We start from the raw sequence: 14,565 nt of genomic DNA on the forward strand, positions 1-14,565 counted from the left end.
CTTCTTAAGCGACGCCTCGGTCAGCGGCGGGAGTGGCGGTCGGCTCAGGCTGAGCGGGAGCGGGCTGGCGACGCCACTCCCTCAGGATGGTCTTGAGCACGCGGAAGCCATCTCGTACGGCATGCAGGTTGCTCTCGCCGTGAATGCGATTGCGCTCGTGGCTGGGCACCTCGTGCACCTTCAACCCGGCCTTGGCCGCGCGCACGTTCATCAGCGTCTCCACCTCGAAGCCGTCGCAGTCGAGGTTGAGCGCGTCGAGGTGACGGGCCCAGAAGGCGTTGTAGCCGTAGCACAGGTCGGTGTACTTGGTGTTGTACATGACGTTGACCATGCCGGTGAGGATCTTGTTGCCCAGCCGCCGGTTCAGCGTCAGGTCGTCGCTGCCGCCGCCGGAGGCGTAGCGCGAGCCCTTGACGAAGTCGGCGCCGGTCACCAGCGCGCCCACGAAGTTGATGATCTCGCGGCCGTCGGTCGAGCCGTCGGCGTCGATCATGACGATGATGTCGCTCGTGCACGCGGCGAAGCCGGCGGACAGGGCGTCACCCTTGCCCTTGCCGGTCTGCGTGACGATCTTCACGTTCGGCCGCAGCCGCTTGGCCACGGCGACCGTGTCATCGACGGAGTTGCCGTCGACGAGCACGATCTCGTCCACCCACTGGGGGATCGTGGCGAAGACGTGCGGCAGGTTCTCGGCCTCGTTCATCGCCGGCACGACCACGCTGACCGTCGGCGAAATGGCCAGGTGCGGCGTGACGGGCGTGAAGCTCGAAGGGGGCGGCATGGACCGCAAGGGCGAGGCTTGCAGCTTGCCGTTGTGCTTGGCTATCTCGGGACTCATGGCGAGGGAAATCCTTCCGGGACCCCGCCCTGCTGCGGCCCGGTCGGAGCCACCCCCGGGTGCTGCGGGAATGGTGAAGCCGGTGAACGGTGCATTGAAGGGTCCTGTGCTGTGAGGGTGTCTGCCGGGACTCGGGAGAGCTCAGCGCGCTCCCGTTGGTTCTTTGACTACTCCGTTGGGTGACTCCTGCTGCTGCATCGAGCTGCGCACCCGACCGAAGCCCTTGAGGACACGGTCGGCCGCCCTATAAAGAGACGGCCGGTCCATGACAATTGTTCGGGCTTTGTTGAAAGGAGTTCGGCCCATCCAGTGAACGGCCGCGGCGGCGGACGGTCGCGAGATGCGGCCTTCGGCAACGTACAGGACCCCGCTCTTCAGCCAGTCTTTGTACTCCTTGCCGCCCTTGCCCATGTCCACCATGTGCAGGCCGTCGTTCGCGGCGGCCTCGGCCATCTGCAGGTGATGGACGATGCCCGGCGAGTAGCGGCCGAACTCGGTGTCGTAGGCGGGGAACCACCCTACAAGCGTGGTGGCCGTGCGGAGGCCGAAATGTCCGGCTACCGGGACGTCCCCGGCATAAAGCATGGTCAGGACGCCCGCGAAGTCCGATGACTTTTCGGCATGCATCATGTCCGTCAATTCGACGATCCACGGCTGGGCGAACCTGTCCACACGGCCAGTTCTTCGATACTGGTCCGACTTCCAGGCCAGCAGCGTGCGGAGCACCTCGGGGTCGGCCGAGGCCCACTCGAAGCGCAGCTCGCCCTGCTCCCTGCCGAGCTTGCGCTCCTTGTAGCGGACGGTCTTGAGGTTCTTCGGGGAGTTGGACTTCACCTGCTCGATCCAGGCGTCGAACCCGGCGGTGAAGTCCATGACCGGCGCAGGCCGGACATCCTGCTCGTAAGGGGCGAAAGTGGGCTGCCCCGCCACCAGGTGGTCGAAGTCGAACACGCTGAGCTTGCAGGCCCGCAGCAGGGCCTTGGCGTCGAGCTTCAGGTCCGGGGCCGCGATCAGGCCGTGGCACGTGGTGAGGAAGCCGCCGAGCGGCTTGCCGATGCCGAAGCTGTGCCGCTCGTACGGGAAGAACCCCACGATGCCGCTCTCGTCGGAGATGACCGCCACCCTCACGTAATCGCGCAAGCGGTCCATCGCCACGGCGAACTCGACTGACAGGAACGGGTTGTCCAGACTCGGGTCGGCCTTCTGCAGCTCCCGCCATCGTGCCCGCTCGGAGTCCCCGAGCTCTCTGGGCCGAACTACCTGGATGTTCACCTGGCCCCCTGTTGGGTCTGCATGCTCTTCCCCCGGTACAACACGCGAAGCACGTACATGAACCCTCCGAGCACGGCGACCGTCGCGACGCCCGCCCGGGGCGACCATGCGCCGAAGAGCAGCATGGCCTGGGCGAGGAGCACGTTCAGCACGAGACTTGCCGCGGCTCCTACTGATAGTGCGGCAAGGGGGTCACGATCACGCAACAGTCCCACCACTGCCGCCCCTGGGACGACCAGAAGGAACAGAGAGATCAGGAACGGGCGTAGCGGTGTCTCTATGTCGAACAGCGCGACGACCGCCCCCGCGATGCAGGCGAGCGCCACCAGCCAGGCCAGCGCTCTCCGGTGCTTGAGCATCTCCCTTTTCTCTCCTGCTTCTGCTGGTTAAAGCACGATTGATCGCAGTTCATGGGACCAATCCGCGCCAGGACACGTCAATGCCGACGCTTGAGGGCGCATCCCGGTTTACCGGCAGGCAGATATTTCTCGTGTGATGTTCAACACACGGTCAAGTGACTCCGGCCCGGACGTGACCCCCAAGCACACCAGAATGCCCTATGTGACCGAGGTTCTTCGAGCCAGGGTCCGATTTATCCGGGTTTGTGGGCAAGAAAAGTTGATCTACTCGGACTTGGTGTCCGTTTTGCCGTCCAGGGTCTCCGTATTTTCGGCTGATGCGGTTACGGAGGGTGATGGAGTCGGTTCGCTGGAGGTCGTCGGCTCGTCGGTCGGGTCCGAAGTCTCGGGCCCGTCGCCGTCCCAGGACAGCGAGCAGCTCGCGCTCCCGCCGTTCGAGGTGAACGCGACGCGGCCGCGGCCGGCGGCGCTCGGGTCGACGATCGTGACCCAGATCGCCACGGACCCGCCCGCCTTGATCGACCCGCTCGCGGGGAACACGTCCAGCCCCTGCGAGGCGGTCGCCACCCACGAGACCGTGGCGTTGCGGGCGCTGAGGCCGATCTTGGCCGCGCCGTCGATCGCCTTCGGGCAGGCCGTGCGGAGCCGGGCGGCGGGCACGGGCCTGCGGCGGGTGGGCGTCGGCCCGGCGGCGTGCCGGGCGCTCGGCCGCTCGGCCGGCGTGGCGCGGCTGCTGGGAGTGCGGCTCGGGGTCGGGGTGGGGGTGGGGGCCGGCGTGAGCTCGTCCTCTTCCGGCGCGGGGTCGGGCGTCGGGCTCTCCTCGCCCGGGTCGAGCGGGACGGCGGGGGAGGAGGGGGAGGGCGCCGAGCGCAGGGGAGTGCCGGTCGAGGCGTCGCGGCCGTTGATCACGACCATGGCCCCCGTCGCGGCCAGCACGCACGCGCCCGCCAGCAGCACCGGCGCCAGGCGGCGCGGCCTGCGCCGCCGCGAGCGGTGCTCGACGGCCATGGGGAACCCGGTCCGGTCGAAGCTGTCACCGCGATCGGTGATCAGGGTACGGGTCTGATCGCGCTCGGGGTTGACGCACGTGTCGATCACCCGGCGGCGCAGCGAGATGGGCGGGAACGCGAGCGGGACCAGGTCCAGGAGCTTGGCCGCCGAGACCTGCCGGTGCCGCCCCTCGGTGCACACCTCGCACCCGCTGATGTGGCCCGACAACCTCCGCCGCAGCAGCGGGGTGAGCGGGTACTCGCACCCGTCCAGCATCGCCGACAGGTCGGGGCAGTGCGCCCGCCCGGTCCTGGCCAGCACCACGGCCGCGGCGGCGTTCTCCAGATGGTCGCGGGCCCTGGCGAGCCGGCCCGCCGCCTGCCGCGAGGTCAGCCCGAGCACCGCGCCGACCTCGGCCGGGGTCAGGCCGTGGCGCACCGACAGCTCGAGGACCTCGCGCTCGTTCCTGCGCAGCTCGCCCAGCGTCTCGTGGACGAGGTCGGTCAGCTCGGGGTCCTCCTGCGCCTCCAGCTCGGGCAGCGGCACGCCGTCCACTGGCGTCCGATGCGCCATCCTGGCCCGCACCTGGAACCTGGTCAGCGCGTACAGCCAGGCCCGCATCCTGGCCGGCTCCTTCAGCCGGTGCACGCACCCCTGCGCGGTGACCAGGGCGTCATGGACGGCGTCGGTGGCCAGGTCCTGGGCGAAGGAGGCGGCGTAGTCGTGCAGCCGCTCGCCGTAGCAGTCGTACAGCTTGGCGGGAGCGTCGGTGTCCGCGCGCCGCAGAGCCTCGACCAGCTCATGATCCTCGGCGCGACCGACGGACGGCCATCCAGGCACGAATTCCCTCCCCGCGGGTAGAACGGGCACTCAAGCCCCACGCGGAGAGGACGCGGCCGCATTCTGACGGGTTCGCCCTTTATGCCCATCGGGCATAAGGGTGCACCTCGGTCAGCCCTCAGCCGTCGCAGCCCGGCATGCAGAGGCGGCGTTCCATGCCCTGGAGGAAGAAGTCGCGCACCTGCAGGACGTTCTTGGCGATGTAAGCCTCGCCGCCCGCGGCCTTGGCCAGCGCGTCCATCTGCTGCTTGCCCTTCTCGGCCTCCGGGCCGAAGGCGATGAGCAGGATGCTGATGGGCCGCTTCGGGTTGTAGGTCTTCTTCAGGAACTGGATGATCTCGCTGTTCTTGACGCCGCCGTCAGGATCGTCGTTGCCGGCGCCGTCCGTGAGGACCAGCAGCGTGTTGATCTTGTCTTCCTGGTACGTCTTCGTCAGCTGCGTGTACGCGGCCTTTACCGTGTCGTTCAGCCCGGTGTCGCCCGTGGGCTTGGCCTGGATCGAGGCGAACGCCCGGCCCAGCATGTCCTTGCGCAGCGTGCCGTTGACCGACTCGCTGACCGGCCCGAGGGAGACGAGCTCCTTCCAGTCCTTGTCCTGTCCGTCCAGATGCGTGGAGAACGTCCACAGGCCCAGCTCGGAGTCGGCGGGGAACAGGCCCAGGCCCTCGGTGGCGATCTTGTTGATGGCCTGCATGCGGGTCATGCCCGTACCGGGGACCGGCAGCGCCATCGTGCCCGAGACGTCGAGCAGCGTGAGCAGGCGGCTGCCGAGGTTCAGCCTGGACCAGGTCTGCACCATCCTGGCCACGGTCTTGCCGTCCGGTGGCTCCAGCGCGGTCGGCGTCTCCTGCTTGAAGCCCTTGTCGGCCGCCAGCGCGTCGCCCGCCTTGCCGTCCGTGCTGCGGAAGCCCGCGTCGCGCAGGGCCTTCTTGGCCGACTCCGTGGCGAGGTCCTGCTTGAAGTCCGCCGCCGCCTTGAGCACCGCCGGGTCCTTGGTCAGGACCGTGACCGGGTAGTCGAGGTTGAGCGTGCCTTCCTTCGGATAGAGGGCGACCACCGGCGCTTCCGGCTTCTTCGCGTTGTGGGCGTAGATGGCCTGCTCGGAGGTGACGCCGATGGGCACCCGGCTGCCGGACTTCACGGTGAGGCTGGCCAGCAGCGCAGTGGGGTCGGAGGCGAGCTGGCCCGACAGCTCCTTCATCGCGCCCACCAGCGCCTTGTCCAGCCCGGCCTCCTTCGCCGTGCCGGCGGCGGCCAGCAGGGCGGCCAGCCCGGCGGAGTTCTTCTGCGGGTCGAGGGCGAGGACGCGGACCTTCTTGCCCGGCCCGTCCACGTTGGCCACGTTCGCGGCCGAGATCATGGCGGCCCAGCTCGGCTGGAGGGCGCCGCTCAGCTTCGACGCGAACGACTTGGCCGTCGCCAGCACGACGGGCGAGGTCGCGACCGACCCCTCGATCTGCGGCAGGGCCTGGCCGGCGGGGGTATTGCGCAGGCTCTCCATGAGGAGGCTGGAGTCCGCCACCCAGAAGTCCGCCTTGGCCTTGCCGGCGGCCACCGCGTTCGCGGTCCTGGCCGCGGCCTCCTTGGCCACCGTCACCTCGACGCACTTGCTGTCGATCGAGTGCATGGCCTTGTTGTAGTTGCCCGCGATCTTGTTCAGTGCGGGCTGGATGTCGGGTGTCGCGACGACCCGCAGGGCCAGCTTGCCGCCCGAGCAGTCGTGGTCACGGTTGAAGATCACGAAAGCGGCGACACCGAGGAGCACGGCCAGCGCGACGGCGCCGGCCAGCGGTACGAGAACCCTGCCGCGCCCGTTCGATCTTCTGCGGGCTGGGGGTTCGTGCGCTCTGTATCCGCCATCAAGCTCGTCTGTGCGGTGTCGCCCCACGATGTCCTCTTAGGTGTGCTTGAGACCTTCCGGAGACCCTAGCGGGAGATGCTCCGCAATACTCCGGGAACGATACTCGGTGTGGCGAGTGCGGGAAAACAGCCCTTTTGGTGCGGTGATTACTCTGTGTGGGCGGAGTTGGCCACGTGCGTGACGGTTTATGAGAGATATGCATGATCGGTGAATCGGGGATCAATGGCGGCACTGATGGCCGTGCCACGCCCGGTTTCCCTCCCGTACGGCCACCGCTGCCAGCACCACCGCCACGGCCGGATCGACCCACCACCACCCCAGCGTGTTGAGCCACAGGCTCGCCAGCACCCCCGCCGCCATGGCCGCGCAGATGAGGTTCTGCGTCCCCTCGCCCGACGTGGCCTCGGACGCCAGGCGCGCGCCGAGCCGCCGCTTGGCCATCCCCAGCGCCGGCATGCTGATCAGGCTGAACGTCGTCACCACGATCCCCAGCACGCTCGGCGTGGCCCGGTGCCCCGCGTCCAGGTCGTGCGCCACGTGCAGGACGAGGTACGGCGCGAGCAGCCAGAAACTCACCGCGACCGCCTTCCTGGCGGTGTTCTCCGCGCTCGGCGAGAGCGTGCGGGTGCCGGTGAACCGCCAGACCACGATCAGGCTGGCCGCCGCCTCCACGAACGCCGACAGCCCCCAGCCGATCAACGCCAGCGAGTGGGCCGCGAAGCCGGCGGCCAGGCCGAGCGTGCTTTCCACGCTCAGCCAGACCAGGGTGGCGACGGAGAGCGACCGGGCGGCGCGGGCTGCGCGCAGCCAATCGGCTGACGCGGCCGGACGCTCATGAATCCGCTGGTCAGGCACCATGACCCCCCGCACTCCCGGCTATCCGGCCGTCGACAGCGATACGTACCGTACCCATTACAGACCGTAGCGTAGTTTCGCCCGGGCAAAGAATGGTCAAGCTTGCCCGCATAATGAGCGGTGATCACCAGGTCGCGAAGGTTGCCCGGATCGCCGAGGGAGGGCCGGTTGCCGTTCACGCCCAGTCATATGGCCGCGATGGTGCCGCTGATTTCGTCACAGCGCGTACGCAGGTTCGCCGACCCGTGGGCGTTGGCGTTAGGGGCGATGGTGCCCGATCTGCCGATCTTCCTGCCGTTCCTGCCCGACTACGGCAACTGGCACTCCTGGCTCGGCGTCGTCACCATCGACCTGGCCGCCGTGCTGGTGCTGCTGCCGCTCTTCCACGCCGTCTTCAGGGACCCGCTGATCTCGCTGCTCCCGCCCTCGCTGGCCGGCCGGGCAGCGCTCCTGGCGCCGTCCCGGCTCCGCCTGCTCCCCATGGTCGTCGGGGGCGTGATCGGCGCGGGCAGCCACGTCCTGTGGGACTCCTTCACCCACTCCACCGGGCCGGTGGAGTGGGGCGACTGGCTGGCGGTCTCGGTCATGGGCGTGATCAGGGTCTTCCGGTTGCTGCAGTACGTCTCGTCCGTGGTCGGCCTGGCCGTCGTGGTGTGGTGGGCCTGGCGCGGTCTGTCCCGGATGGCCGCGGCCCCCGTACCGGCACACCTGCGGATCGCCCCGCGCGTGCGTGCGGCCGTCATGGTGCTGTGCTCGATCGGCACGGTGGCTGGAGCGTTCCTCTGGCCCCTCGTGGACGAGCCCGTCCCGCACCTGGGCGTGCCCAGCGTGATCACCAAGACGGGCGCCGGCACGTTGATCGGCCTGTGCCTGGTGCTCGCCTGCTATGCGGCGGTCTGGCAGGTCAGGCGGCGCATGGCAGTATCGGAAGGTGCTTGAGTACGTAACCGACGTCGACGACCCCCGCCTGTCCGACTACACCCGGCTTCGGGACGTGGAGCTGCGCAAGAGCCTGGAGGCGTCGCGCGGCCTGTTCCTGGCCGAGGGGGAGAAGGTGATCAGGCGGGCCGTCGGCGCCGGCTACCCGATCCGCTCGGTCCTGACGACGCGCCGCTGGCTGGTCTCGCTCGAGGACGTCCTGGGCGACGCGACGGTCTATGTGGTGAGCGACGAGATCATGTCGGGCATCGCGGGCTTCCAGGTGCACCGCGGCGCCCTCGCCTCGATGGAACGCCTCCCGCTCCCCGCCGTCGAGACCCTGCTCAAGGGCGGCGCCCGGCGGCTGCTCGTGCTGGAGGACCTGGTCGACCACTCCAACATCGGCGCCATCTTCCGCAGTGCCGCCGCCCTGGGGGTGGACGGGGTCGTGCTGTCGCCCCGGTGCGCGGACCCGCTGTACCGGCGGGCGGTGAAGGTGTCGATGGGAGCGGTGTTCTCGATCCCGTACGCGCGGATGGACGACTGGTTCGGCGGGCTGGCACAGCTGAGGGAGGCGGGCTTCCAGACGCTGGCCCTGACCCCGGACCAGGCGGCCACGCCCCTGGACACCGTCGAGCTGGCGGACCGGGTCGCGCTGCTGCTCGGCGCCGAGGGCGACGGGCTGTCCTCCCACTGGCTGCACGAGGCCGACCGGGCGGTGTGCATCCCGATGAGCGGGTCGGCGATGGCGGCGGGCGTCGACTCGCTCAACGTGGTGGCCGCCGCGGCCATCGCCTGTCACGGGTTGATGCGATCTGCGGGCTGATCGGGGCGGTTTGTCCGTCTTGTGTACTGTCGAGACGCCCGTCTTCATGATCGGAACAAAGGAGAGCCGTCCGAGATGTCCTTGTGGAAGGCGCTGGAAGGTGCGCGTGTCCTGGATCTCGCGCAGCCGATGCGCAAAGGCATGCCGCAGTCACCGAACCACCCCCCGTTCCGGATGGCGCTGGAGCGCAGGCACGGCGACATGGTCAGGCCGGACGGCGGCTCCGCCGCCAACGAGATCATCGTCACGGGCGGCCACGTCGGCACGCACGTCGACGCGCTCGCGCACGTCTCGCAGGAAGGGCTCCTGTACGGCGGGCGGCCCGCCTCCGAGGTGATGTCGCACGAGGGGTTCGGCGCGCTCGGCATCGACGCCTTCGAGCCGTACGTGGGCCGGTGCGTGCTGCTCGACGTGGCCGCCGTGCACGGCGTGGACACGCTGCCGGCCGGCTACGAGATCACCCCCGACGACCTGTCGCGGGCCGCCGGCGACCTGGAGATCCGCGCCGGCGACGCCGTGCTCATCGGCACCGGCTGGTCACGGCTCTGGGCATCGACGGCGGAGTTCGTCGGCCAGCGGGACGGCGTCCCCGGGCCGGGCGCCGAGGCGGGGCGCTGGCTGGCCGAGCGCCGGCCGCGCGTGGTGGGCGGCGAGACCATCGCCTTCGAGCACATCGCGCCCGGTCGCGGGCATGCCACGCTCCCTGTGCACCGGATCATGCTGGTGGAATCGGGCATCCACATCGTGGAGACCATGCGGCTGTCCGAGCTGCTGGACTCGGGGGCACGCGAGTTCCTGCTGGTGCTGAACCCGCTGCCGGTCGTCGGCGCCACCGGCGCCCCCGTCCGTCCGCTCGCCGTGATCGACTGACCTGAGAGGGACCATGACAACCCATGTCCAGCGGCTGGCCGAGTTCGCCGCCGCCTGCCGTGACAAGGGCGTTCCCGACCGGGTGCGCGACGACGTGACCGGACGGGTGCTCGACGTGCTGGGCAACTGCCTCGCTGCCTACGCCGAGCCGGAGGGCGACGCGGGACCGGCCGTGCTGCGGGCCGTACGCCGGTGGGGCGGCGTCGAGGAGGCGAGCGCGATCGGCAGCGGCGACCGGCTCCCCGCCCCGGCGGCGGCGCTGGTCAACGGCACGCTGGCGCACGCGCTCGACTACGACGACACGCACCTGCCGTCGGTGCTGCACCCGAGCGCTTCCGTGGTGCCCGCCGCGCTGGCCGTCGCCGAGGCGACCGGGGCGAGCGGGGCCGCGCTGGCAGCGGCGATCGCGGCGGGCGTCGAGGTGTGCAACCGCCTCGGGATGGCCTCCTACCTGCCTGAGGCGCGCAATTCGCTCTTCTTCGAGAAGGGGCAGCACGCGACGTCCATCTGCGGCACGCTGGGCGCCGCGGTCGCGGCGGGGCTGCTGTTCGACCTGACGGCGGACGGCATCGCGCACGCGGTCGGCGTGGCGGCCAGCATGGGCGCGGGCGTGATCGAGGCCAACCGCACGGGCGGGACGATCAAGCGGGTCCACTGCGGCTGGGCCGCGCACGCGGGCGTCTCGGCCGCGGTGCTCGCCCTGGAGGGCGTGACCGGACCGCCGACCGTGCTGGAGGGCCGGTTCGGGTTCTTCCAGGCCTGGCTCGACGGGCGGTACGACGACTCGGCGCTGCTGTCGGGCCTCGGCGAGCGTTGGGAGCTCCTGCGCACGGTCTACAAGCCCTACCCGACCAACCACTTCACCCACCCGGCCATCGACTGCGCCCTGGCGCTGCGGGCCGGCGGCCTGTCCCCGGACGACGTCGAGGACATCGAGCTGGGCGTGCCCGCCCCGGTGCTGCGCACGATCGCGGAGCCCAGGGAGGAGAAGACCGCCCCCAGGTCGCCGTACCACGCGAAGTTCTCGGGCCCCTACACGGTGGCGGCGGCGCTGCACGGCGGCGGCGGGCTCGGGCTCTCCCTGGACGACTTCGCCGCCCTGTCCCCGGAACGGCTGGAGCTGGCGAAGCGGGTGCGCTGCGTGGCCGACGAGCGGGCGTCGGAGATCTTCCCGCGCGCGTTCGCGGCGGTGATGCGGGTACGGCTGCGTGACGGCTCGACGCTGGAGCACCGCGTGGACTCCTCGCGGGGCGGGCCTGAGCACCCGTTGACGGCGGATGAGCTGGGGGTCAAGTTCCGCGCCAACGCGGGGCGGGCGCTGCCGCCGGACGCGGTGGACGCCCTCCTGGCGGCGGTCGGGAACCTCCCCTCGGCGCCTTCGGCGGCGCCGCTGCTCCGCCTGACCGTCGACGAGCACGGGACCTGGCGCGAGGAGGCGCGTGGCGGGGCTCAGAGCCAGTCGGGGTAGCCGTCGGCGTCGGGCGTGACCGGCCGGCTGGTGACGGAGCAGCGGTCGTCGGTCTCCCTGATGCGCCGTTCGAGCGTGGGGACCTGCCCGTCCGTCGTGATGAGCGTGAGCTCCCAGACGGTCGTGCCGTGGCGCGGGGACGGCACTTCGGCGATGTCGATCGAGGCCGCCAGGCCCGCGCTGAAGATGCCGTGCGCCAGGGCGGCCGCCCTCTCGTGGCCCTCGACCGTCGCTCGGACCTCGATGAATTCCGCCATGGGGCTGTCCTTCGGGAGGGGTGTGAGGGCAACCTTACCTACGTGACCCCCGGCCGGTAACCGATTTCCCGCGGCCGGGCCGTCAACCGCAGGAGTGCGGATGACGAGCAGAGCAGTGGTTCTGGGCGGTGGCGGGGTGCTGGGCCTCCCCTGAGCGTCAGGAGAGCGCGGTGTACGAGGCCATGCGGCGCAGGCGCGGCGGCCACCCCGGCCTCTCGTGGGGCATGCACGGCGGTACCGCCCTGGTCGGCGCCGCGGCGGGCGTGCTGCTCCTCCCGGCGTGACCCGGTTCGTCAGGCGTGCGCCGGGGGAGCGGTCGAGGCGCGGACGATCAGTTCATGCGGGAACACCAGCCGCTCCGGCTCCGCCGCGCCCCCCGACAGCAGCAGCCGCCCCGCCGCCGCTCCCATCTCCTGCTTGGCCTGCCGGATCGTGGTGAGCCCCGCCTCCTCTGCCGCGCTGTCGGAGAACCCCACCACCGACAGCTCCCCGGGCACCTCCAACCCCAGGTCGGCGGCGGCGTCGAGGACCCCCAGCGCCAGCACGTCCGTGTTGGTGAGGATCGCCGTGGGGCGCGGGTCCCGCCCCAGCAGCGCGTGCCCCGCCTTCTTGCCGGCCTCGCGGGAGTTGCGCGCCACCTCGTAGAACGGCACCCCTGACCAGTCGATCCCGGCCTCCTCGCACGCCTGCCGGTAGCCGCCGCACCTGCGCCGCATGGCCTCGTACACCGCGCTCTCCTGACGCTCAGGGGAGGCCCAGCCGGTGTGGCCGTCGTCGTGCAGCCCGACCATGGCCACTCCGATCCGCCGGTGCCCGAGCTCGAGCACGTGCCGCGCCGCCGTCGCCGCGGCCGCCGGCTCGTCGGTGCCCACGAACGGATGCCCCGGCACGTACGGCTCGTCCACCATCACGACGGGCAGCTTCCTGGCCAGCACCTCCGCCAGCGCCGGATGCCCGTCGGGCAGCGACATCACGCAGAACGCGTCGACCACCGCGTCCCTGACGGTCTCGCTCCGCCGGTCGCCGTGCGGCAGCGGCAGGATGAGCAGCCCCACCCCGGCGTCTTCGGCCGCCGTCGCCAGCCCCTGGAAGAACCCGATCGAGTACGGGTCGGCGAACGCGTACGCCAGCGTCTCGCTGAACAGCAGCCCGAGCGCCCCCGCCCGCCCCAGCCTGAGCGATCGCGCCGTCGGGTTGGGCCCGGCGTAGCCGAGCTCGTCGGCCACCTCCATGATCCGCTGCCGCAGCCCGTCGCTGAGCTGGTCGGGCCGGGAGAACGCGTAGGACACGGTGGCCCGGGACACGCCCAGCCGGTCGGCGATCGTCTGCAGTGTCACCCTGGCCATCGTCCCACCGTACCGAAGAGCTTGCCCGGCTTGTCTTAATCGATTAAGGTCTTAATTGATTAAGGAGGATATATGGACGCCATGCAAGTACTCGCCCACCAGACCGCGATGGGCTATCGGGAGTCGCTGGGCGAAGCCCTGCCGGGCGCGCCCCGGCGGGCGAATCGCACGAGGGCCAGGGTGCGCGTACGGGTGGCGCATTCGCTCAGGTGGACCGCGGATCGGCTGGATCCTGCATGCCGTACCGCGTGATGCAGCACAATGTGAGGGGTTGATTACGTACAGCAGCCCATGGGGAAGGCTCATGTACCTGGACTGGATCATCGCCATCGTCACCTCGGCCCCGGAGGGCCTCCCGGGCCCGGCCCTGACCTGCACCGTCGCCACGCCGTCCGAGCGGCCGCTGGCCTTCGCGCCGCAGGTCGGACTCACGCCGCGGCGCGTCGCCGCCCGGGGGAACCTCCAGCTCACCGGCTGCACCTCACCCGACGGCTCGGCCACGTCCCTGCGCTCCGGCTGGGTCGCCGTCAAGGCCACGGCGGAGGCCTCGTGCACCAGCGCCCGCCATGTGCGCGGGGGTGCCGTCATCACCTGGTTCGGCGCGGACGGGCGGCCCGTCGGCATCTCGAGGCTGCGGATCAAGGCCGACCGGCTCGCCACCCAGCATCCGGCCGATGCTTTGCTCACCGGCACCATCGCCGCCGGCGCGCTCAAGGGGGAGCGCGTCCGCGGCGGCCTCTCGCCGGCGGCGGCCATCCTCGGCTGCGCGACACGGGGGATGAACACGCTTCCCGGCAGCGGCCGGATCACCTTCGGGTGAGCCTGTTGCCTTTTGCGGGCACCTGCCATGACCGGCCGTGAACGGCGTCCGGCATGCCCCTGCTCTTGGAGGGCGGCCGGTCGTCGGCGCGTCCCGCCGGTCACCTTCGAGACGCCACCCGCGTCCACGGCGCGGTCGCGGAGATCGGTGCGCCGCGCCCGCCGACCGTCGCGGGCGTGTCGCGCAGGGCTGCGACTACCGGTCGCCGCCTGCGGCCCGGGCGTGTCGGGCGGGGTGCCGCCTCCGCAGGTCGCTGCCAAGGGCCATGGGGCGCCGCTGAGAGCTGCCATCTGCGGTCCGCTGGTAGCCGACTATGGCGCGGGCGCGTCAGGGGCGCCGGACGTCGGGCAGGGGAGGGTGTGGCGCCTTCGGGGCGGTCTCGGTGGCGGGCCGGGAAGGTGGGATCGGGGGTGACGGTCGTGTGGTTGCGGTTGGTGGGGGTCGGTGCGATGAACTCCCCGCGCTACCGCTCCGCCGGGCTGCTGGTCGGCTGGCGTGGGCACCGCGTCCTGCTCGACGGGGGCGGTGACGCCGCGGACGGTGAGCGGCTCGACGGCTGGCTGGTCTGCGACGAGCGGGCCGAACTGATGCCGCAGATCCGCCGCACGGCGCGGGCGCTCGCGTTGACTGTCGGGGTGGCGTCCTATGAGAGCCCGGGCGTGGAGATCGTGCCGCTGCCGGTCAGTCACACCTCTCACCCCACCTACGGCTACCTGGTCAGGACGGCCGGGGCGCGGGCCGTCTGGGCGCCGGAGTTCTGGGTCTTTCCGGACTGGGCGGCAGGGGTGGACCTGATGTTCGCCGACGCCGCCGGGTGGGACCGGCCGATCCGCTTCGCCGGGGGCGTGGGTGGGCATGCCAGCGTGCTCCAGGTCGCGCGGGAGGCACGTGATCGCCGGGTGGGGCGGCTGGTGTTCGCCCATGTCGGCCGCCCTTCGATCCGGGCGATCGACCGGGGTGAGCAGCCGCCGTTCGGGGAGTGGGGCGTCGAGGGGCGCACCTATCGGGCGTGAATATGGAAACGGTTATCATATGCTAGTGTCTC

The 14,565-nt window shown here is 70.8% G+C and carries 15 protein-coding genes; 7 read left to right on the top strand and 8 right to left on the bottom strand.

The window, feature by feature from the left end; genetic code table 11:
* Positions 1–4: 4 nt before the first annotated feature.
* The 6 genes from ACIBI9_RS43970 to ACIBI9_RS43995 all read right to left on the bottom strand — a co-directional run bounded on the left by ACIBI9_RS43970 (position 5) and on the right by ACIBI9_RS43995 (position 7,018).
* Entirely contained in the window at positions 5–838 is an 834-nt protein-coding gene (locus ACIBI9_RS43970) for a glycosyltransferase family 2 protein (RefSeq protein ID WP_192787349.1), read from the bottom strand.
* A 141-nt stretch (positions 839–979) separates the two neighbouring features.
* The gene (locus ACIBI9_RS43975; protein WP_397231761.1) at positions 980–2,110 is read right to left on the bottom strand and encodes a GNAT family N-acetyltransferase; all 1,131 of its coding nucleotides are present in this window, start codon (positions 2,108–2,110) and stop codon (positions 980–982) included.
* Positions 2,107–2,469: a hypothetical protein gene (locus tag ACIBI9_RS43980; protein ID WP_364248025.1), complete on the bottom strand. Its 363-nt coding sequence runs from the start codon at positions 2,467–2,469 to the stop codon at positions 2,107–2,109. The genes ACIBI9_RS43975 and ACIBI9_RS43980 overlap by 4 nt, the downstream gene beginning before the upstream one ends.
* A gap of 264 nt (positions 2,470–2,733) precedes the next feature.
* Positions 2,734–4,299: a sigma factor-like helix-turn-helix DNA-binding protein gene (locus ACIBI9_RS43985; RefSeq protein WP_397231763.1), complete on the bottom strand. Its 1,566-nt coding sequence runs from the start codon at positions 4,297–4,299 to the stop codon at positions 2,734–2,736.
* Between the two features lie 118 nt (positions 4,300–4,417).
* A complete protein-coding gene (locus ACIBI9_RS43990) occupies positions 4,418–6,187 on the bottom strand; it encodes a substrate-binding domain-containing protein (protein WP_397231765.1) in 1,770 nt (589 codons plus the stop codon).
* A gap of 192 nt (positions 6,188–6,379) precedes the next feature.
* Positions 6,380–7,018 carry a hypothetical protein gene (locus ACIBI9_RS43995; protein WP_397231767.1) on the bottom strand — a complete coding sequence of 213 codons (639 nt, stop codon included), beginning with the start codon at positions 7,016–7,018 and terminating at the stop codon, positions 6,380–6,382.
* Between the two features lie 117 nt (positions 7,019–7,135).
* Here ACIBI9_RS43995 and ACIBI9_RS44000 point away from each other — a divergent pair, with 117 nt between their 5' ends.
* From ACIBI9_RS44000 to ACIBI9_RS44015, 4 genes are all read left to right on the top strand, one after another.
* Positions 7,136–7,954 (top strand): DUF4184 family protein, encoded by an 819-nt coding sequence (locus ACIBI9_RS44000; RefSeq protein ID WP_397231769.1) that lies wholly within the window; start codon positions 7,136–7,138, stop codon positions 7,952–7,954.
* Positions 7,947–8,759, top strand: coding sequence for a TrmH family RNA methyltransferase (locus ACIBI9_RS44005; RefSeq protein WP_397231771.1), 813 nt, complete (start codon positions 7,947–7,949; stop codon positions 8,757–8,759). The genes ACIBI9_RS44000 and ACIBI9_RS44005 overlap by 8 nt, the downstream gene beginning before the upstream one ends.
* Positions 8,760–8,834: 75 nt before the next feature.
* Positions 8,835–9,629, top strand: coding sequence for a cyclase family protein (locus ACIBI9_RS44010; RefSeq protein WP_397231773.1), 795 nt, complete (start codon positions 8,835–8,837; stop codon positions 9,627–9,629).
* A 13-nt stretch (positions 9,630–9,642) separates the two neighbouring features.
* Positions 9,643–11,097 (top strand): MmgE/PrpD family protein, encoded by a 1,455-nt coding sequence (locus ACIBI9_RS44015; RefSeq protein ID WP_397231775.1) that lies wholly within the window; start codon positions 9,643–9,645, stop codon positions 11,095–11,097.
* On the opposite strand, the gene ACIBI9_RS44020 is transcribed toward ACIBI9_RS44015, so the two are convergent.
* Positions 11,079–11,354 (bottom strand): hypothetical protein, encoded by a 276-nt coding sequence (locus ACIBI9_RS44020; RefSeq protein WP_397231777.1) that lies wholly within the window; start codon positions 11,352–11,354, stop codon positions 11,079–11,081. The genes ACIBI9_RS44015 and ACIBI9_RS44020 overlap by 19 nt on opposite strands.
* A gap of 293 nt (positions 11,355–11,647) precedes the next feature.
* The gene (locus ACIBI9_RS44025) at positions 11,648–12,700 is read right to left on the bottom strand and encodes a LacI family DNA-binding transcriptional regulator (protein WP_397231779.1); all 1,053 of its coding nucleotides are present in this window, start codon (positions 12,698–12,700) and stop codon (positions 11,648–11,650) included.
* A gap of 72 nt (positions 12,701–12,772) precedes the next feature.
* On the opposite strand from ACIBI9_RS44025, the gene ACIBI9_RS44030 reads away from it, so the two are divergent.
* The 3 genes from ACIBI9_RS44030 to ACIBI9_RS44040 all read left to right on the top strand — a co-directional run bounded on the left by ACIBI9_RS44030 (position 12,773) and on the right by ACIBI9_RS44040 (position 14,533).
* Positions 12,773–12,952, top strand: coding sequence for a hypothetical protein (locus ACIBI9_RS44030; protein WP_397231781.1), 180 nt, complete (start codon positions 12,773–12,775; stop codon positions 12,950–12,952).
* A gap of 52 nt (positions 12,953–13,004) precedes the next feature.
* Complete coding sequence (locus tag ACIBI9_RS44035; RefSeq protein WP_397231783.1) at positions 13,005–13,520, top strand: hypothetical protein; 516 nt, start codon at positions 13,005–13,007, stop codon at positions 13,518–13,520.
* A gap of 410 nt (positions 13,521–13,930) precedes the next feature.
* Positions 13,931–14,533 carry an MBL fold metallo-hydrolase gene (locus tag ACIBI9_RS44040; protein ID WP_397231785.1) on the top strand — a complete coding sequence of 201 codons (603 nt, stop codon included), beginning with the start codon at positions 13,931–13,933 and terminating at the stop codon, positions 14,531–14,533.
* The last annotated feature ends 32 nt before the right edge of the window (positions 14,534–14,565 follow it).

The sequence above is a fragment of the Nonomuraea sp. NPDC050451 genome (assembly GCF_044458585.1).